Origin of the sequence: Paenibacillus endophyticus, assembly GCF_014192395.1 — a bacterium.
In the GTDB taxonomy this organism is placed as follows: Bacteria; Bacillota; Bacilli; order Paenibacillales; family Paenibacillaceae; genus Pristimantibacillus; species Pristimantibacillus endophyticus.
In genome coordinates this window covers 77,036-94,912 of record NZ_JACHXW010000004.1, presented here as the reverse complement: position 1 = coordinate 94,912, position 17,877 = coordinate 77,036, and the positions used below count along the sequence as shown (strand labels likewise).

The 17,877-nt window shown below is 45.4% G+C and carries 15 protein-coding genes; 10 read left to right on the top strand and 5 right to left on the bottom strand.

Annotated elements, in window-relative coordinates; genetic code table 11:
* Nucleotides 1–139: 139 nt before the first annotated feature.
* Nucleotides 140–982: an undecaprenyl-diphosphate phosphatase gene (locus tag FHS16_RS07965; RefSeq protein ID WP_183560710.1), complete on the top strand. Its 843-nt coding sequence runs from the start codon at nt 140–142 to the stop codon at nt 980–982.
* A gap of 38 nt (nt 983–1,020) precedes the next feature.
* Here FHS16_RS07965 and FHS16_RS07960 read toward each other — a convergent pair whose 3' ends face one another.
* Together FHS16_RS07960 and FHS16_RS07955 are read right to left on the bottom strand one after the other, a co-directional pair.
* Nucleotides 1,021–2,250 carry a voltage-gated chloride channel family protein gene (locus FHS16_RS07960; RefSeq protein ID WP_183560708.1) on the bottom strand — a complete coding sequence of 410 codons (1,230 nt, stop codon included), beginning with the start codon at nt 2,248–2,250 and terminating at the stop codon, nt 1,021–1,023.
* Between the two features lie 82 nt (nt 2,251–2,332).
* Nucleotides 2,333–2,683, bottom strand: coding sequence for a DUF5658 family protein (locus FHS16_RS07955; RefSeq protein ID WP_183560706.1), 351 nt, complete (start codon nt 2,681–2,683; stop codon nt 2,333–2,335).
* 98 nt (nt 2,684–2,781) lie between these two features.
* Between FHS16_RS07955 and FHS16_RS07950 the strand changes: the two genes are divergently transcribed.
* From FHS16_RS07950 to FHS16_RS07925, 6 genes are all read left to right on the top strand, one after another.
* Nucleotides 2,782–4,389, top strand: coding sequence for a glycosyltransferase (locus FHS16_RS07950; RefSeq protein ID WP_183560704.1), 1,608 nt, complete (start codon nt 2,782–2,784; stop codon nt 4,387–4,389).
* A gap of 142 nt (nt 4,390–4,531) precedes the next feature.
* Nucleotides 4,532–6,472 (top strand): ATP-dependent DNA helicase, encoded by a 1,941-nt coding sequence (locus tag FHS16_RS07945; protein ID WP_183560702.1) that lies wholly within the window; start codon nt 4,532–4,534, stop codon nt 6,470–6,472.
* Between the two features lie 337 nt (nt 6,473–6,809).
* A complete protein-coding gene (locus FHS16_RS07940; RefSeq protein ID WP_183560700.1) occupies nt 6,810–8,264 on the top strand; it encodes a spore germination protein in 1,455 nt (484 codons plus the stop codon).
* Nucleotides 8,265–8,283: 19 nt separating this feature from the next.
* Nucleotides 8,284–9,402: a spore germination protein gene (locus FHS16_RS07935; protein ID WP_183560698.1), complete on the top strand. Its 1,119-nt coding sequence runs from the start codon at nt 8,284–8,286 to the stop codon at nt 9,400–9,402.
* The gene (locus tag FHS16_RS07930) at nt 9,377–10,591 is read left to right on the top strand and encodes a Ger(x)C family spore germination protein (protein ID WP_246431662.1); all 1,215 of its coding nucleotides are present in this window, start codon (nt 9,377–9,379) and stop codon (nt 10,589–10,591) included. The genes FHS16_RS07935 and FHS16_RS07930 overlap by 26 nt, the downstream gene beginning before the upstream one ends.
* Before the next feature lie 165 nt (nt 10,592–10,756).
* Nucleotides 10,757–11,686: a tyrosine-type recombinase/integrase gene (locus FHS16_RS07925; protein WP_183560696.1), complete on the top strand. Its 930-nt coding sequence runs from the start codon at nt 10,757–10,759 to the stop codon at nt 11,684–11,686.
* A 95-nt stretch (nt 11,687–11,781) separates the two neighbouring features.
* Here the strand turns inward: FHS16_RS07925 and FHS16_RS07920 are convergent, their stop codons facing one another.
* Together FHS16_RS07920 and FHS16_RS07915 are read right to left on the bottom strand one after the other, a co-directional pair.
* Nucleotides 11,782–12,582 carry a hypothetical protein gene (locus FHS16_RS07920; protein WP_183560694.1) on the bottom strand — a complete coding sequence of 267 codons (801 nt, stop codon included), beginning with the start codon at nt 12,580–12,582 and terminating at the stop codon, nt 11,782–11,784.
* 101 nt (nt 12,583–12,683) lie between these two features.
* Entirely contained in the window at nt 12,684–13,523 is an 840-nt protein-coding gene (locus FHS16_RS07915; protein WP_183560692.1) for a sugar phosphate isomerase/epimerase family protein, read from the bottom strand.
* Nucleotides 13,524–13,748: 225 nt separating this feature from the next.
* Here FHS16_RS07915 and FHS16_RS07910 point away from each other — a divergent pair, with 225 nt between their 5' ends.
* On the top strand, nt 13,749–14,171 hold the full coding sequence (locus FHS16_RS07910; protein WP_183560690.1) for a GNAT family N-acetyltransferase: 423 nt from the start codon (nt 13,749–13,751) through the stop codon (nt 14,169–14,171).
* 44 nt (nt 14,172–14,215) lie between these two features.
* Here FHS16_RS07910 and FHS16_RS07905 read toward each other — a convergent pair whose 3' ends face one another.
* Nucleotides 14,216–15,016, bottom strand: coding sequence for an AraC family transcriptional regulator (locus tag FHS16_RS07905; protein WP_221226292.1), 801 nt, complete (start codon nt 15,014–15,016; stop codon nt 14,216–14,218).
* A 180-nt stretch (nt 15,017–15,196) separates the two neighbouring features.
* Here FHS16_RS07905 and FHS16_RS07900 point away from each other — a divergent pair, with 180 nt between their 5' ends.
* A complete protein-coding gene (locus tag FHS16_RS07900) occupies nt 15,197–16,201 on the top strand; it encodes an aldo/keto reductase (RefSeq protein ID WP_183560687.1) in 1,005 nt (334 codons plus the stop codon).
* Nucleotides 16,202–16,428: 227 nt separating this feature from the next.
* The gene (locus FHS16_RS07895; RefSeq protein WP_183560685.1) at nt 16,429–17,868 is read left to right on the top strand and encodes an SWIM zinc finger family protein; all 1,440 of its coding nucleotides are present in this window, start codon (nt 16,429–16,431) and stop codon (nt 17,866–17,868) included.
* Nucleotides 17,869–17,877 lie beyond the last annotated feature (9 nt).

The following is a 17,877-nucleotide window of genomic DNA, read 5'->3' as shown; positions in this document are numbered from 1 at the left end:
ACATCTCGGGAATCTATCAAACAGAGCAGCATAGTTGCAACGTGAATTGTTGGAGAGGGCTGTTTTATGTTATGATTTGTTCCATGCCGTTCTATTTCGTCATGCTATCAATTAAAAGAGTTAGGAGATTCGACGACAAATGGACTTTTTTACTATTTTAAAAGCGATTATTTTGGGTATTGTGGAAGGTTTGACGGAGTTTGCTCCGGTATCCTCGACGGGACATATGGTCATCGTCGACGATATGTGGCTCCAATCGGAGCAATATTTGACGAAGTACGTTGCGAACACATTCAAAATTGTCATTCAGCTGGGATCGATTCTAGCAGTAGTCATCATCTTCAGAAATCGGTTTATCGACTTGCTAGGATTGCGGCGCGGCGCTCAAACAGAATCCAAAGACGCATCACAGCCTCAACGCAAGCTAAAGCTTACGCATGTAATCGTCGGTCTAATTCCCGCTGGCGTGTTCGGTCTATTGTTCGATGATTACATTGATGAGTATTTATTTTCGATTGAAACCGTATTGGTTGGTCTCGTCATCGGTGCAATATTTATGATTATTGCCGATCGCTTTCGACCTGCCAAAACCAAAGTGGATACCGTTGATCAAATTACATATAAGCAGGCGCTCTCCGTCGGCTTGATTCAATGCTTGTCCTTATGGCCAGGCTTCTCGCGTTCCGGGTCAACGATTTCGGGCGGGGTGCTTCTCGGAATGAGCCATCGCGCCGCAGCGGACTTTACTTTCATCATGGCAGTTCCGATTATGGCAGGTGCCAGCTTGCTGTCCTTGGCGAAGAACTGGGAATATTTCACGCTTGATTCATTGCCGTTTTTCATTGCAGGTTTCCTAAGCGCATTTGTATTCGCACTGCTTTCTATCCGTTTTTTCTTAAAGCTGATCAATCGAATCAAGCTGGTTCCGTTTGCAATTTACAGAATCGTGCTGGCAGCTGTCATCTATATCGTTTATTTCTAAAAAAATGGCTTGCTCCTGTAGAAGGGAGCAAGCCATTTTTATTCGTTTAATGGGTAAGCATGCGGTTTTTGCGCCTCGTAAATTCCAATACGCCCCGAACAAAGAAAAGCAATGACGCATCCAATAAATAGATAAATGGCTGCATCCGAGCCGAATAGCTCAATGCCCATAATAAAGCACGCAAGAGGTGTTTTTGCCGCACCGCTGAACACGGACACAAAGCCTATCGCTGCTAGCAAGGGAACGGAAACATGCAGAAGCCCTCCAAGCGCACTGCCAAGCGTGGCGCCGATGACAAACAAAGGTGTAACCTCGCCGCCTTGAAAGCCGGTGCCAAGCGTTAGTGCGGTAAAAACGGTTTTGAGCAGAAAGGCAAGCGGAGACGCCGCTTCTTGAAAGGCTTGCTGTATGAGCGGGAGGCTAAGGCCCAAATAATCGCGTGTACCCAGAGCATAAACCAGCACAATGATGATAAGGCCGCCAACGGCGCTTTTGAGCACTGGATTTTTCAGCCATTCACTGAAAAGCTGCTTGCATGCGCGCGTGAGCTGCGTGAATAGAAACGCGGCCAATCCGAATAAGACGGCTGCGCAGAATACCTTTGCAACGAGCAGCCAGCTGAGGCTAGGTATCTCTCCAATTGCATAATGAATATGCTTGATCCCCCAGGCGCTTGTAACCAAATGTCCCGCAAAGCTGGCGATAAAACAAGGAAGCAGCGCTTCATAGCTAATGACGCCAATGGCGAGCACCTCCAAGCCGAAAACAGTGCCTGCAAGAGGAGTGCCGAAAACAGCTCCAAATCCGCTGCTGATGCCGCACATGAGAATGATTTTACGATCCAAAGGCTTCAGTCCGATAAGCTTGCCGAACCATTCGGATAAACTTCCGCCCATCTGAACAGCCGTCCCTTCGCGGCCAGCCGAACCGCCGAACAAATGCGTTACGAGCGTTCCGAAGAGAACGAGCGGTGCCATGCGGAGTGGAATGGCTCCTTCTCCCGAGTGAATTTGTTCGATAATTAAATTATTCCCTCGTCCTGCTTCTTTCCCGAACTTCAAGTAGAGAAAGCTGATGAAGGCGCCTCCCGCGGGCAGCAGCCAAAGCAGCCAGGGCTGTTTGCTGCGGGTGTCCGTAACCCAGTCGAGGGAAGCTAAGAACAGAGCGGCTGCCGATCCGGACAGTATGCCAACAGCACCAGCAAGCAGCAGCCATTTGAACATGTATTTCGCTAACATCTGTGGAGATAGCTTCCGAGCTTCTACCATGCTGATAAACTCCTTGTTCACCTATGTCATAAACATGTATCTATAAGCTATTATACAGGTCTCCTTATATAGGTAAAGCACATTAAAGAAGTGAACGAAAGGTGAACCACCCGTCATGAACGCCGAAAGAGACCCAAATCAGATGATAAATATTTACTAAACAATAAAGCGCCACAGTAGCTAGAATGAATGGATTCATCCATTTCTTATTTTTCAAATGATAGTAAATAAGAATAAGCAGTAGGGGAAGCACTAGCTTCACAACATAATAGCTAACTATATTCCATTCATAAATGCGTTTGACAATGGGATTCATTTCTTCAATCAGAAAAAACCGCAGCCCGATATCCGTAAAAGCGGCATCCGAAAAGCAAAGCAGCAATAATCCTAGCAGCATTGCCTTCATGTCCCATTTTTGAATCGTTGCAATCAATGAAATCACTCCATTCAAAAGAATTTCGCATAATAGATGCATATGCCTCATATGGATTATCATTCCTGTGCCCATTCCGTTGAAAAAAAGGAGGCATAATGTTGAAGCGAATCTTAATTGGGAGTCCCATACGCCAGAAACCGGCTGTTTTGCGCTATTTTATAACCTCGCTTGAGAGACAGCTCACCGATTCGCTAGCGATCGATTTTTATTTTATTGATGACAATGATAATGAGGAATCTTCACAGCTGATAAATGATTTCATGACAAAGCAGCATTCGAAGGGCAGTCAAGTTACCTTAAAAAGAATCGATTCGATAACGCCGTACGCAAGAGACGAGTTTACCCATTATTGGAGCAATGATCTCATTGATAAAGTAGCGAATTGGAAGGATGACATGATCCAATCGGCGAGAGAGCAGCACTATGACGGATTATTTCTTATCGATTCGGATCTGCTGCTGCATCCGCAAGCTCTGCAATCTTTAGTTTCATCAAACAAAGAAATTATATCGACCATTTTTTGGACGCAGTGGCAGCCGAATACGATGGAGCTTCCTCAGGTTTGGCTTAAGGACACCTATTGGCCCTTTCAATCCGATGGCACAATAAAGGATGGATTCGGTGCGGAGGTAGCTGCCAATTTCATTATCATGCTGCGTAAGCCGGGCATTTATGAGGTAGGCGGGTTAGGCGCGTGTACCTACATTAATCGGTCAGCGCTAGAGAAGCCAATATCGTTCCAGACGATAACGAATTTATCGATCTGGGGGGAGGATCGGCATTTCTGTATTCGAGCGGCTGCGCTTGGCATCAAACTTCATGTTGACACTCATTTCCCGGCATTTCATGTTTACCGTGATTCAGATTTGACAAGAGCGAAGCTGTTTATGGAAACAACGCAAGTCCTAGTCGAAGGAGGGGCAGTAGCCCTTAATCATACTCATACTCCTATTCATACTCCTGCCCCTGCACATGGAAAAGGCTTAACCATTCATATGGCAAATGCCGGCCCGAAGCTTGTGCTCTCCATGATCGTCAAAAATGAAGCAGATCGGTATTTGCGTGAAACACTTGAGCATCACCGGGGTTATATCGACCATGCGGTCATTATTGACGATGGAAGCACGGATCATACCGGTGATATCGTGCATGAATATCTTGCAGGCATCCCTTTAACCTATATCAAGAATGAAAGCTCACAATTTCATAACGAAGTTAAGCTTCGAACGCAGCAATGGCAGGAGACGATTCGAATGAAGCCGCAGTGGATTCTCAATATGGATGCGGATGAGTATTTCGAACAAAAATTCAAGGATGAGCTGCCGGCACTTCTGACTGCGCCGAATACTTTTGCTTATATGTTCCGGCTCTATGATTTCTGGTCAGAGGATCATTATCGCGAAGATCAGTATTGGAACGCTCATGCCGTCTATCGGCCTTTCTTATTGAAATTCGTCGAGGGCTACTCTTATGAATGGAAGCAAACTCCGCAGCATTGCGGGAGATTCCCGCAAAACATTTATTCAGTGCCTCATAAAACGTCTGATCTGCGCGTCAAGCATATGGGCTGGGCGAGGCCGCAGGACCGCTTATACAAATATGAACGCTACAAGCTGTTGGATCCGGATGCCGTCTATGGTTGGAAGGAGCAGTATGAATCCATCCTCGACGAAACTCCGAATCTGGTCAAATGGATAGAGTAGCCTTGCATATGGATAATTTATACTTTGACTATGCTTACATTCTAATGATATATTTGAATGTACGTTAAGTGAAGGAGATTTCACAGCCGACTGCTTATTCATACGCAGTCGGCTGTGCCTACTATATGGAGGCAAACGACCCTTGAACAAATATCCGTTTGATTTTGACCCGAAACAATCTTTTATTTCGCAAGCGAGTGATTGGATCGCAGATGTGTTCTACGAAAAACTGCCCGAGGCTGGTTTTGAAATACGGGACGAGCAAATTTATATGGCTTTTCAGCTTGAACGCGCATATGCCGACAAACAGACTATTTTTGCCGAAGCAGGAGTAGGCACCGGGAAAACGTTCGTGTATTTGCTATATGCGATCACTTATGCAAGATATACGAGAAAGCCGGCTATTATAGCATGCGCGGATGAATCGTTAATCGAGCAGCTCGTGAAGCCAGAAGGGGATATTGCGAAGCTGGCCCGTTACTTGGATCTTACAATTGATGCGCGTTTAGGAAAATCGGCCGATCAATATATTTGCTTAAAGAAGCTGGACCAAGCCCGTTCCGGACAAGATGATGCCGAGCTGTTTGACAGCATCTACCGCGAGCTCCCAAGCTTTGTGCACAAGCAGGATTCGATGCAGAGCTTCCACCCGTACGGAAACCGCAAGGAATATCCGAACTTGAATGACGAGCAGTGGAACCAGCTGGGTTGGGATGTATTCCAAGATTGCTTGGTCTGCGATGTTCGCCACCGCTGCGGCCAGACGTTGTCTCGAGACCATTACCGAAAAGCGGCCGATGTCGTGATATGCTCCCATGACTTCTATATGGAGCATGTATGGACGTATGAGGCCCGCAAGCGCGAAGGTCAGCTTCCATTGCTTCCTGAGCATAGCTCTGTCGTGTTCGATGAAGGGCATCTATTGGAAACAGCGGCACAGCAAGCGTTAACCTATAAGCTGAACCATGCGGTATTCGAAGGCATTGTAACGCGGCTGCTGCAAGAGGAGATACGTGAATCTTTGGCAGTCGCCGTCGAGGACGCGATCACGCAAAGCGAATTTTTATTCAAAATGATGAACAAGCATAGTCGGAAAGTACAAGCTTCCGACCGTCGTGAAATCATTTGGAGCACTGAGCTTATTCGCGAAATCAATCGCCTGCAGGACACGCTTTCCGTCATTGAAGAGGAGCTTGTATTCGAGAGTGGTTTATACACAATCGATACGTATCAGCTCAAGATCGTTGAAGAGCATTTGGAGATGATCCAATTCGCGCTTTCTCTATTCAAAAAGGAAGACAAGCCCATTAGCTGGGTATCGGAAGACAAAGAAGGCACATCCCTTGTCATCATGCCCAAATGGGTAAAGGAAGTGTTGAAGGAGCAGGTATTCTCGCGCAAAATGCCAATCGTTTTTTCGTCAGCTACGCTTTCGGTAAACGGATCTTTTGACTATATGATGGATATTCTGGGGATGGATAGCGCAATATCCTTCTCTGTTCCTTCACCTTATGACTACGAGCAGCAGATGACGGTCGCGACACCTGATATGGGTTTATTTCCGAGTATAAACGAAAAGATGGCGGAAACCTTCCGCTTGCTTACGAAAAGCGGCGGAAGATCGCTGCTGCTATTCCCATCCATGGAGCAGCTTGAACAATTCAAGACTGAAGCTGCGAAGCACGCTGCGGCTGCATCATTTACCTTCTATTATGAAGGGTCCAGCGAAATCAGTTATCTGATCGAGCAATTTCAACATGATGAGGCTAGCATTTTGTGTGCGGTAACCCTTTGGGAAGGACTCGATATTCCAGGACCATCCCTTTCTCAGGTCATCGTATGGGAGCTTCCGTTCCCTCCGAACGATCCATTGTTCGCCGCGAGGAGGAACGATGCCGAGCAGCCTTTCGAGCAGGTAGACATGCCGTATATGCTGCTGCGTTTAAGGCAAGGGATCGGACGTTTGATCCGCAGACGAGAGGACAGCGGTTCAATCATCATTTTCGGCGAGAAGATGAATGAAAGCTATGTGCGTGAGCAGGTGGAGCAAATCCTGCCAAAAGGCGTAGCGCTTAGCCATTAATACATGATCGATGTTGGATACAGGAGAAGGGGAAACCCTTCTTCTTTTTTATGCGGTTACCCAATCAAGCTGGTTCATCAGAGCAGTTGTTCTGATAACCAGCTTTTTATTATTTTTACATTCGTTCGTTAACGGGTTTATAAAGGGTATTATACGGCGAAAATATGGATTATTCGACAATTTCCAACATAGGGAGAGAGAGCATGATGGCAGCAAGCATAGAACTCAATAGGCCAGAAATATTTGTATATATAGAGGCTGCAGTTGTGCTTTTTGTCCCATTAATCATTTCCATGATTTTCAAAAGGCTGCGCCAAATGAAGGATGATCAGCTTAAATGAGCAGTCAGCTAAACAACAAATTAACTGAAATGCGTGAACGGATGTCGTTTCATTCGGATGTCTGCATCCGGGAAATTACCCTTGGCGCGACTGAAATAAAAGGAGCGATTGTATTCGTAAACGGTCTAGCTGACCGTGATTTAATTGATCTGCATATTCTCAAAGCATTAATGACGCTTAGGCAAGACTGTGCGCCGTTAACAAAATCATATGTGATGGAACGGGTATTAACGATCAGCCAGCTTTCAGAGGTACCGAATATAGAAGAAACGGTTGCCAAAGTGCTTATGGGCGCAACCGCCATCCTCATTGATGGCATTCCGGAAATTCTTTTGGCCGGGACCACCAAAAATAAATCAAGAAACATTGAGGAACCGATATCAGAAGCATTGGTAAGAGGACCAAGAATGGGCTTCAACGAATGTTTATCGGACAATACGGCTATGCTTCGCAGACACGGCGAGAATGACAGCATGGTATTTATGAGCATGCAGGTAGGTTCACGCGCCAAAAAGGATCTCGTTATTGCCTACATGAAGGGGATTGCTGAACCCGAGCTAGTCGAAGAGGTAGCAGCACGGATATGTAAAATCAATATTGATAATTTACCGGAATCGGGCTATGTCGAGCAGCTCATTGAAGACGATTTTCTTAGCCCGTTCCCGCAAATCCAGAGCACGGAAAGGCCAGACAGAGTGATAGGCGCCATGATGGAAGGACGAGTTGCGATTCTGCTGGACGGCACGCCGTTCGCCCTAATTGCGCCTGTTACCTTCAGCATGCTGCTTCAATCGCCAGAGGATTATTATGAGCGCTGGTTAGCCGGCTCCTTGCTAAGACTGCTTCGATTTTTTGCCGCAATGATCGCATTGCTTACGCCAGCCATGTACATCTCATTTATTTCTTTTCATCCAGGATTGATACCGACAAAGCTTGCCATATCCATTGTTGGCTCAAGAATTGGCGTACCTTTCTCCTCGCTCATTGAAGCCTTGATTATGGAGGTTGCTATTGAAATATTGAGGGAAGCAGGTCTGCGACTGCCCAAGCCCATCGGCCCTGCGATGGGAATAGTAGGAGGCTTGATCATAGGGGAAGCTGCGGTACAAGCAGGTATTGTGAGCCCGATACTAGTTATCGTTGTTGCTGTAACAGCGATTTCATCCTTCTCTATCCCACAGTATAGCGCAGGTATTGCGCTGCGCATGCTTCGGTTCGGCGCCATGTTCTGCGCGGCAGCATTCGGGTTATACGGCGTCGTATTGTTTGTTCTGCTGTTAAGCGCGCATGTATGCCGGATTAAAAGCTTTGGTGTACCATATGCAAGTCCAGGAGCTCCTTATCGGTTAGGGGATTGGAAAGATTTTTTTGTACGGGCACCTATATTTATGATGAGAAAAAGGCCAGAAATGATGCACCAGGAAAGTAAACGCCGGCAAAAGAATGAATGACAGACGGAAGGAGTAGACCATGACACAAAAGGCTCAAGATCGTATTACGACCGTGCAAGCAGCCGTTATCGTCTCTAATTTTTTGCTCGGTTCGGGAATTTTAACGCTGCCGAGAGCTTCGGCGGAAGTGGTCGGAACACCAGATGTCTGGTTCTCTGTACTGCTTGGAGGTTTTGTAGCCATTGGAGCGGGCATTCTTATGGCGGTATTATCGAAATGGCATAAGGGGAAAACCGTCTTTCAGTATAATCAAAAATTACTTGGCAAATGGATCGGAGGGACAATCGGCCTTGCTTTTGTGATCTATTTCTTTATGACGGCAGCTTATCAGGTACGTGCGCTCTCGGAAGTCACACAGCTATTTTTACTTGAAGGAACGCCATCCTGGGCAATCGTCATGGTGTTCATGTGGGTGAGTCTTTACTTAATGTTTGGGGGAATTAACCCGATTGCACGATTATTTGAGCTTATCCTGCCGGTAACGATCGTCATTTATCTTTTAGTCATGTTAATGTCTCTTAAGTTATTCGAATGGGACAACCTGCGACCGTTTCTCGGACAAGGCATCTTGCCTGTTCTGGATGGCGTACGTTCAACGGCACTCTCGTTTCTTGGCGTGGAAATCATATTGGTTATTACAGCTTTCATGAGCAATCCTAATCATTCTGTTAAAGCGGTAGTCATCGGCACGAGCATCCCGCTTGTCATCTATATGCTAACGGTCGTCATTGTAATTGGCGGGTTATCTCTAGATGGCGTGCTGACAAGAACGTGGCCGACACTCGATCTTATCCGAAGCTATGAATATACAGGGCTAATATTCGAGAGATTCGAATCATTGCTATTGGTCATATGGATCATGCAAATCTATTCGACATTTACGATCACTTATTTTGCATCAGCTTTAGGGTTATCGCAAATCTTTCATTTCGATATTAAAACTTGCTTATATGGTCTGCTGCCTATTGTATTCACTCTTTCAACACTGCCTCAAAATATTGATGTTTTGTTTGCTTTAGGCGATTTTTTGGGCAAATCCGCTTTTTTCTTATTTGTTCCCATTCCTTTATTATTGTTGATCATAACAAAGTGGAGGAAAGGAGCCAATAAAGATGCGGCGGAGAAAAGTGGATCATAAACGCTGGATTACAGGTTGCATGGCCACCTTGATTCTTTTTCTTCAAACGGGATGCTGGAGCAAAGACGAAATTGAAGATCTTAGTATTTATGTGGGAATGGCACTCGATCTTCCATATGAAACCGTACTGGAACGAAAGATGGATCAGCTTGGCTCCGACTATCGCAAAAGAAACCATATCTCCTTTACGCTGCAGATTGTAGATAAGCAATCGGAAGCTAAAAGCGGGGATACAAAAGACGACCCGACTTCTAAACCTTATTTGAATATATCGGAAACGGGCGATTCGCTATTCGAAATGATACGGGAATTTGCCACGAGGCTGGAAAGACCGGTTATCGGGCATCATTTGAAGGTGATCGTTATCAATGAAGCATTGTCGAGGCGATATAGCATGAATAACTTGCTTAGCTTTATGCTGCGTGATAATGACATCAGGCTTAACTGTCTCGTTATGATGAGCAGCGGTACAGCAAGGAAAGTGATGGAGGCGAAAGGTAATTCGATTATTCCTTCTTTTCGATTAAACGGGATGGTGGATAACCGCTATCGTACGTTAAAAATCATTCCGCCTGTTTCGCTGTCCAAACTGGAGAGTCAAATGAATGCACACGCAAGCTATTTGCTGCAAAACGTAATAGCGGTCAATGGTGAGGTGAAATTGTCTGGAGCTGCAGTCATTCTCGGGAAGACGCAGAAATTTATTGGACGATTATCGGAAGAGGAGCTACTGGGAACCATATGGCTTACTGGGGAGGGAAAAGGCGGTGTCGTCAAAAGTTACGATCCCAAGACGAAGCAAGTGATTACTTATGAGCTTAAATCAATGAAAAGCAAAATAAAATCTCGTGTGGTGGGTGGAAAGATTAGCTTTCATGTAAGCATAGAATCGGATGGCCGGCTCATCGAGGAGTGGATGGAAGGAAACGAGACGATCGATGACGAGTTTATTATTCGGTCAGAAAAAGCGACATCCAAAGAAGTACAACGACTGATTAAGCTTGGATTAAATAAAATCCAAAATAGATACAAAACGGATGTCGTCGGGTTCGGTTCACGCTTATCCATCGAACATCCAAAAGTATGGAAGCAAGTGAAGGAAAATTGGGATGAAACGTTTAGCCAAGTGCCTATCACGTATGATGTAAAGCTGAACATTTCGGAAACGGGCTCAAAGCAAGGACATTAGCTCGTTTATTTCCCTTCATTTTAGACAAAAACGGATTCTAAAAACTGCATGAAATACATATTTCACGCAATTTGCTTTTATATCGACTTTTTAGCTGATATACTAGACTAGTGATCACTTGATTGGCATCATAATTATGGATATTTATGGAGGAAATGAACGAGAATGGGACAGCATGAGGTTGCCGACTGTTACGGTCTTGAAATGGAGCTCTTCTCTATTTGGATGAAAAATAAAGGAATGACGAAATCTACCCACCGTGCCTATATGAGTGATGTTAGCTTTTTTCTTCAGATGGTGTATCCTGCCGAAACCAAAAAAATTTCCAAGATGGAAATTATGCGATACATGGCTGCTTGCCGAGAGAAGGGAGCAGGGGATGAAGCGCGAAATCGAAAGCTGTCATCACTACGCTCTTTTTTCAAAGCGTTAATCGAGATGGAGCATATGGATAGCAATCCGGCAGCGCTTATAGCGAAATCAAAGCAGGAGAAAAATCGGATACCTGTATATTTGGAGGAAAATGAGCTGGAAGCGCTCTTGCACGCGATGAAAGGGAAGTATTATATCCGTAATGTATCCATCGTATTATTGATGGCGTATGCAGGATTAAGGGTAGGCGAGATCCATCGAATGAACGTACAGGATTTACAGCAGGACGGGTCGATACATATATTAGGAAAGGGGAGGAAATGGCGTGTCGTACCGCTCCCAGATGCATTAAGGCAAATGCTGAATGAAGCGCTCGCTGACCGAAGAGAATCGAAGCAGGGCAAGGAGCAGCCTTTTTTTGTCTCGCAATTCGGACGGAGGCTGTCTATTCGGATGATTCAGACGGTTGCCGACGAAACGATCAAACAGCTCAAGCTATCGATGCCTGCTCTTGCAGATAAGCGCATATCCAGTCATAAGCTCAGGCACTCCTTTGCGACGATGCAAATTCGCAGCGGTACCGATATACGCACGCTCCAAGAGCTGCTAGGACATGCTAGCATTGAGACGACTCAAATTTATACGCATATCGATAATAAACAGCTTCGAAGCGCGATGAATAATATATCCAGTAAAATACCAGTCCAGTTTCAGAATAGATAACGTAATTATAATTATGTAAACATATTAAGAAAAAATGAAATGATCAAAAAAAACGCTTGACAGATACCGAGCAGATATCTGTCAAGCGTTTTTTGTTAATGCGCGCCGGCTACGACCAACTTTCTTCTTTCGTCTCTTTCTTCAGGAAGCATTCGCGGGCAATTGTAGCATTTTTGGCCATCCACTCTGCAGTCATACATACAGCATGAAGAACGAAGCATGAGCTGGCCGCCTTCAGGAGCCCACGGGTTATCAATAAAACGTGGTTTATGGACAAATGGGTTGCGCTTGCGATTAAAAACCTCAGCTGGAAGACTGAGAATGACATCCAGGTCCCGGAGAAAAGCTTCGACCAATGCTGGATCTTTAATTTGTTCGAGCACATAATGACGTACCTCATTAATTTGCCCGCCAACTTGGCTCCAGATCATGCCGGATTTCACGTCAGCACCGACTGCAACCGCTTCAACGATATCATTGATTTCGTTCTGAAAGGAGGAGCTGAATGCTTTTTCCAGAAACGCTTTCCGCTCTTCGACGGCAAGGGGAACCTCTGTCCAACGGAGCTCCTTTATTTTGAAGCCTAGATGTGCGTGATCATCATGGGATTCGAGCTGATACGTTAAATTATCGAGCGACAAATCCAAATAACGGTTGTATTGAGCGGCAAAAATAAGGTTTGTGATACAAAGGTTGAAAAAGGATATGCCCACAAACGATGCCGCTAATTGAATGCTAGTCGCTTGAACCATATTTCCTGCTGTAATGAGAGTATGATACGCGATCTCCCGGTCTCGGAAATCGGTAGCCGGAAGCTCGAGCAGCGGATGCTCCGCACCTTTCGGTGAAATATGAAAAAACATATCGACCAGCGTAAAGTCCATTTGATTCGGCATTAGCTTGCTCCTCATTTATCATAATGAAATCAATTATAGTTATGAATATGAAATAACGATAATGATTATCATTATATTCACTATTTCAGTATAGGAGGGTGCTAGTGTGCTGTCAATACAAATGGCGTAACAATCGATTTCACTCGGTCAAGCCCTTCCCACATGTCTCCCGGTCCATCGTAAATAAGAACATAAGCACCATTAAATCCAGTGGAATCAACCTTGCGAAGATAGCTGATCAGCTCATCTTTATCGGGAATCCCATTTGAATCGTAGTTTGGCTTCACGTGGATAGAAACGCTAAAGGGAGTAGTAGCACCGATTTCTTCCGTTTTTCCTGATCCGTGATAGTTGCCGAAATCAGTAATAAAACCAATCTGATGGTTCGTTTGCTCGAGTAATTTGATGCTGCTCTCGGCAGTTGAAGTGAGCAGTCTGAAGTTTTCCGTAATGACATGAACCGAAATAGATTGCCCGTAAAGTGCCAAATCAGTCAAGGCGGCAGCAGATAACCGGATTGCCTTATCATCGGTGGGGGAGGCTTCGCCTGCCACGACTCTGATTTGTTTTGCGCCGCAGAGTGAAGCGATATCGATCCATTTCTTGATGTATTGAATATCGGCTGCGCGCTTAATCTCGTTCTCGGATGTTAAATCGCCATAGTCGACAAGCAGAGTATCAAACTTCATATTAGCTCCTTCAAATGCTGCTTTGAGCTGTTCTAAATAAGCGGCTTCCGTTGACGGGAAATGAAAGTGGCAAATCTCAAGCGCTTGATAACCTCTTGCAGCAGCTTCTCCCGGTAATTCCAGCAAAGTGAGGACCAGCGGCTGTTCTTGCTCGTTAATGGTATGGCTGTTTGATTCGGAATCCCACGCGGTCATACGAAGTGGGCCGAGCAGTCTATGCAAACTCCATGTGCTAATCGATAGGTATGACATGATTCATCCCGCCTTTTATATTGATGGTTCAACTCATGTTAGCATACCATTAAAAAGAGGATAAAAACGTTCCGATATTGTTCTATAATTCCACGGGATAGTGTTTTTTTATGCTAATCAAGTTGACTGTCTTTTTTTGCTTAATAATCATTATGCTTTATAATAAGAGGTATAGTCTGCTCGTGGGCAGAGAAAAAGAGTTTGGATAGGGAAGGAAAGAGAAGCATGGAAACCAAACGCATTACGAATGAAGAACAACTAGAAGAGGCCTTTCGCATTCGCAAAACCGTATTCGTAAAGGAGCAAGGGGTAGCAGAGGAAATAGAGCTAGACGAATTCGAAGATGCTGCTGAGCATGTGCTTGTTTATTTCGAGAATGAACCAGTTGGAACAGGTCGAGTAAGAATCGTTGACGGCTATGCAAAGCTGGAGCGGATTTGTGTACTAGCCAGCCATCGGATGCATAAACTGGGCAAAGCGATCATGGATGAGCTAGAAGCCATCGCTCGCGACAAAGGTGTTAAACAAGCGAAGCTACATGGACAGGTACAAGCAGCTCCATTTTATGAAAAACAAGGGTATGAAGTGACTTCAACCGTGTTTATGGAAGAGAACATTCCTCATGTTAAGATGGTTAAAGATTTATAGCATTAAATAAAAAAGAGCCTGTGCATACAGGCTCTTTTCTTTATTTAGATGAGTTTCCGGCGGTAAAGGGAAGGGGACTCGCCTTTCACTTTTTTGAACATTTTCGAGAATAGCAGCGGGTCCGCGTAACCTACGGAATGAGAGATATCGGAGACTGTCAGCTGTTGATTGCGCATTAAATCACATGCCTTATCCATTCGGTATTGCAACAGGTACATTTGCGGTGAAAGCTGTTCTACCTCCTTGAACAAAGAAGAGAAATAGATACGGTCAATTCCGATTCGTTTGGCTAGCTCGGTGATGCTTATTTTGGTGTAGTAATTGGCTTTTATAAATTCAACGGCTTTGCGTACATATTCATCCTTCTGTCTCGGAATGTAACCCATTTGGTGAGGAGCCGTTAACATATCAATCCACTCCGGGAATAGTCGGAACAACAGGCTATGCAGAATAAGCTCACAATTCTTTTCGAGCGCCTCTGCTTTGGATAATAGATCGAGCCAAGGGTCGAACCAAGATGCAGGGGAGTATGTGAAAAAAGGCTTCTCTTTGCTGAGATGCACCTGATCAATCAGGCTGTCCACGCTTGTCCCTTGAAAGGCGATCCAAGAATAGACCCATGGGTCTTGCTCATCCGCTTTCATATGGCAGATGACATTCGGAAAAACCATAAAGCCTTGACCCTTTTTCAAATGGTACGTTATGCCATTTATAAGGTAGCTGCCTTTGCCTTCATGAATAAATAAAATTTTATAATGGTCCTTTACACCAGGTCCCCAGCTGTAATTAGGCTCGCAAAATTGTTTCCCGTGATAATAATAGATTAAGTCGATAGGTTCGCACATGCAGCTCAGCTCCTGTTACTCGTTTTTATACAACTTACATTATGACATATAAATCTTGCTTGCGGACATTCCTTCCTCAACTATTTATTACTATACTGTGTAAGCAAGCATAGAAGTGAACAGACATCATTGCATGTCATTCGCATGATTGAATACGATATGAATAGGGGACTGAATGAGATGCCATACGCTGCGAGTCAATCTCGTTATACCGAAATGCAATACAAACGTGCCGGGAAAAGTGGAATTAAACTGCCAGCCATATCGCTAGGGCTTTGGCAAAACTTTGGAGGCAATCAGCCGATTGAAAATTCAAGGGCGATGATATTGAAAGCTTTTGATCTCGGCATTAACCATTTCGACCTTGCGAACAATTACGGACCACCTGCGGGCTCCGCTGAAGAAACTTTTGGCGCTGTTTACAAAAAGGATCTTACTCCGTACCGTGACGAACTGCTCATCTCAACTAAGGCAGGGTATTACATGTGGGAGGGGCCTTACGGCGAATGGGGCTCCCGTAAAAATCTGTTGTCCAGCTTAGACCGCAGCTTAACGCGCATGGGTCTTGAATACGTAGATATTTTTTATTCTCACCGCCCAGACCCGGAAACACCGATGGAAGAGACGATGGGTGCCCTTGACCATGCGGTAAGACAAGGGAAAGCGCTTTATGTCGGATTATCTAATTACAGCGCTGAGCAAACGTTAGAAGCCGTTGCCATTCTTATGCAGCTTGGCACACCTTGCCTCATTCATCAGCCTAATTACTCGATGCTCAACCGTTGGATTGAAGATGGACTGCAGGATGTGCTTACCGAGCATGGGATTGGCTCCATTGCGTATTGTCCACTTGGCAGAGGACAATTGACTAATAAATACGTAGATAAAATTGAAGCTGAGTCCAAGCTGTCGAGCAGCACGATGAAGCCGGAAGCGATTGCCGCGCAAAGAGTTCAAAAGTTTCGCAGTCTTGAGGCCTTTGCCGCTGGAAGAGGACAAACCTTGTCACAGCTCGCCTTGTCCTGGGCACTTCGCGAAGGAGGCGTCACCTCTGCTCTTATCGGCGTAAGCCGCGTCAGTCAAATCGAAGAAAATGTAAAAGCACTCGAAGGTGCACCGTTAACGAAGCAAGAAATATCCGAGATTGACGCAATTATGCATCAAATCGGAGATATTCCATGGTAAGACAAAGCCCAGGCGCTGCTGCCTGGGCTTTTTTTTAATAAATATAGGAATACAAATCCTTAGGCTATACATAATCTATATTTCTCGGAATGAAACGCGCCGTACCCCCATAGGACATCGATAGCCGTATCACCTTATGAAATGCTTAATCTCTTCCTAAAAGCAGGAAATGAAGCGTTAATTGTGGAAATATTAGTTGAAAAACAACAGGGTAGGTGAGGGAAAAGATGACCGAATTAACTGCAGCTTATATTGATTCTCTCGCGTTGAACGCGGGGGCCATTAAAAACGGAAATGATCTCGTTCGGAAAAGCAGTTTTCAAAAATTGTGCTGCACGGAGGACGGAACACTGCTTTTTGGGGAATGCAAAGGCAGCGGCAAGGAACCTTACATCTGTTCAGCGGATTTCATCAAACCTGAGCTGCCTGTTTTCCGGTGCTCCTGTCCGAGCCGCCAATTCCCATGTAAGCATATTCTAGGTTTGATGTACGCTTATGCGTCCGATAAACCATTTGCCGTAGAGGAGCTGCCCACTGATATTGCTGACAAACGGGAAAAGGCGGACAAGCGGGATGAGAAAAAGAAAGAAACGATCGCCGCCCCGGCAAGCTCGGAGAGCAAGAAGAAGGTCAATAAAAATGCGTTGGCCAAAAAGCTAGCCGCTCAACTAGAAGGTGTCGAGCTTGCACACAAGCTCGTGCTGCAAATCGTGCAAACTGGACTTGCGTCATTGGATAAACGTTCCATTCGTATGTATGAGGATCAAGCGAAGCAGCTCGGCAATCATTATGTACAGGGGCTTCAAGCCGCAGTACGTGAGATTCTCATTCTAGCAGTCTCCGCTGAGTCAATCGAGTCTATATATTCGGAAGCAGCCGAGAAGCTAGCTTCCATACATGGATTAATCAAACGGAGCAGAGACCATTTGATAGCAAGACTCGAGGATCCTGAAAAACCAATGGATACCATTTCGGTACTGGAGGAGAAGATTGGACATGCTTGGCAGCTTAGCGAGCTGCGTGAGGTTGGACGTGTTCGAAACGACATAGAGCTCATCCAATTATCTTTCCATTCCTATGCGGATGAAGCACGGGGAGAATACGTAGATGAGGGCTTCTGGCTGCAGCTGCAGGACGGTGAAATCGTCATCACCAGAAACTATCGACCATTCCGCGCAGCTAAGCATATGAAGGAAGAGGATAGCTGCTTTCTTGTCGTTCAGACAAAAGATCTCTATGCTTATCCCGGCGATATGAACGTTCGGGTACGTTGGGAAGAGATGACGATGAGGGAGCCTCTTCCTTCCGATCGGACTGCCGTACGCTCCTTCGCGGAGCCATGCTTTGCAGCAGCGATAAAAGCAGTAAAAAACCAGCTTAAGAGCCCGCTGGCAGACAAAAACCCTGTTATGCTGCTGCATGCCGCACAGCTTGCCCATACGGATAGCGGATATGCCCTTATCGATGGACAAGGCGATCGGCTGCCGCTTGCAACGATTAACAGATTAAAGGATGCGACGATGGAGCTCCTTCCCATTTTGGATCAGGAAAGCTTGATCGATGCCGCGGTACTTGTGATGTTCGAGGATCATATCGCAGAGGGCAAGCTGGTAGCGCAGCCGCTAGCTCTTGTTAAGGAGAGAGAAACGATTCGTTTATTCTATTAACTGAAGTCG

Bases quoted from the DNA above. Each gene is read 5' to 3' on its own strand.
- FHS16_RS07960 (WP_183560708.1), bottom strand. From the start codon at position 2,250: ATGGTAGAAGCTCGGAAGCTATCTCCACAGATGTTAGCGAAATACATG.
- FHS16_RS07915 (WP_183560692.1), bottom strand. From the start codon at position 13,523: ATGTCATACCTATCGATTAGCACATGGAGTTTGCATAGACTGCTCGGC.
- FHS16_RS07925 (WP_183560696.1), top strand. From the start codon at position 10,757: ATGGGACAGCATGAGGTTGCCGACTGTTACGGTCTTGAAATGGAGCTC.
- FHS16_RS07940 (WP_183560700.1), top strand. From the start codon at position 6,810: ATGAGCAGTCAGCTAAACAACAAATTAACTGAAATGCGTGAACGGATG.
- FHS16_RS07920 (WP_183560694.1), bottom strand. From the start codon at position 12,582: ATGCCGAATCAAATGGACTTTACGCTGGTCGATATGTTTTTTCATATT.
- FHS16_RS07930 (WP_246431662.1), top strand. From the start codon at position 9,377: ATGCGGCGGAGAAAAGTGGATCATAAACGCTGGATTACAGGTTGCATG.
- FHS16_RS07935 (WP_183560698.1), top strand. From the start codon at position 8,284: ATGACACAAAAGGCTCAAGATCGTATTACGACCGTGCAAGCAGCCGTT.
- FHS16_RS07965 (WP_183560710.1), top strand. From the start codon at position 140: ATGGACTTTTTTACTATTTTAAAAGCGATTATTTTGGGTATTGTGGAA.
- FHS16_RS07905 (WP_221226292.1), bottom strand. From the start codon at position 15,016: ATGTGCGAACCTATCGACTTAATCTATTATTATCACGGGAAACAATTT.
- FHS16_RS07900 (WP_183560687.1), top strand. From the start codon at position 15,197: ATGCCATACGCTGCGAGTCAATCTCGTTATACCGAAATGCAATACAAA.
- FHS16_RS07895 (WP_183560685.1), top strand. From the start codon at position 16,429: ATGACCGAATTAACTGCAGCTTATATTGATTCTCTCGCGTTGAACGCG.
- FHS16_RS07910 (WP_183560690.1), top strand. From the start codon at position 13,749: ATGGAAACCAAACGCATTACGAATGAAGAACAACTAGAAGAGGCCTTT.
- FHS16_RS07950 (WP_183560704.1), top strand. From the start codon at position 2,782: ATGTTGAAGCGAATCTTAATTGGGAGTCCCATACGCCAGAAACCGGCT.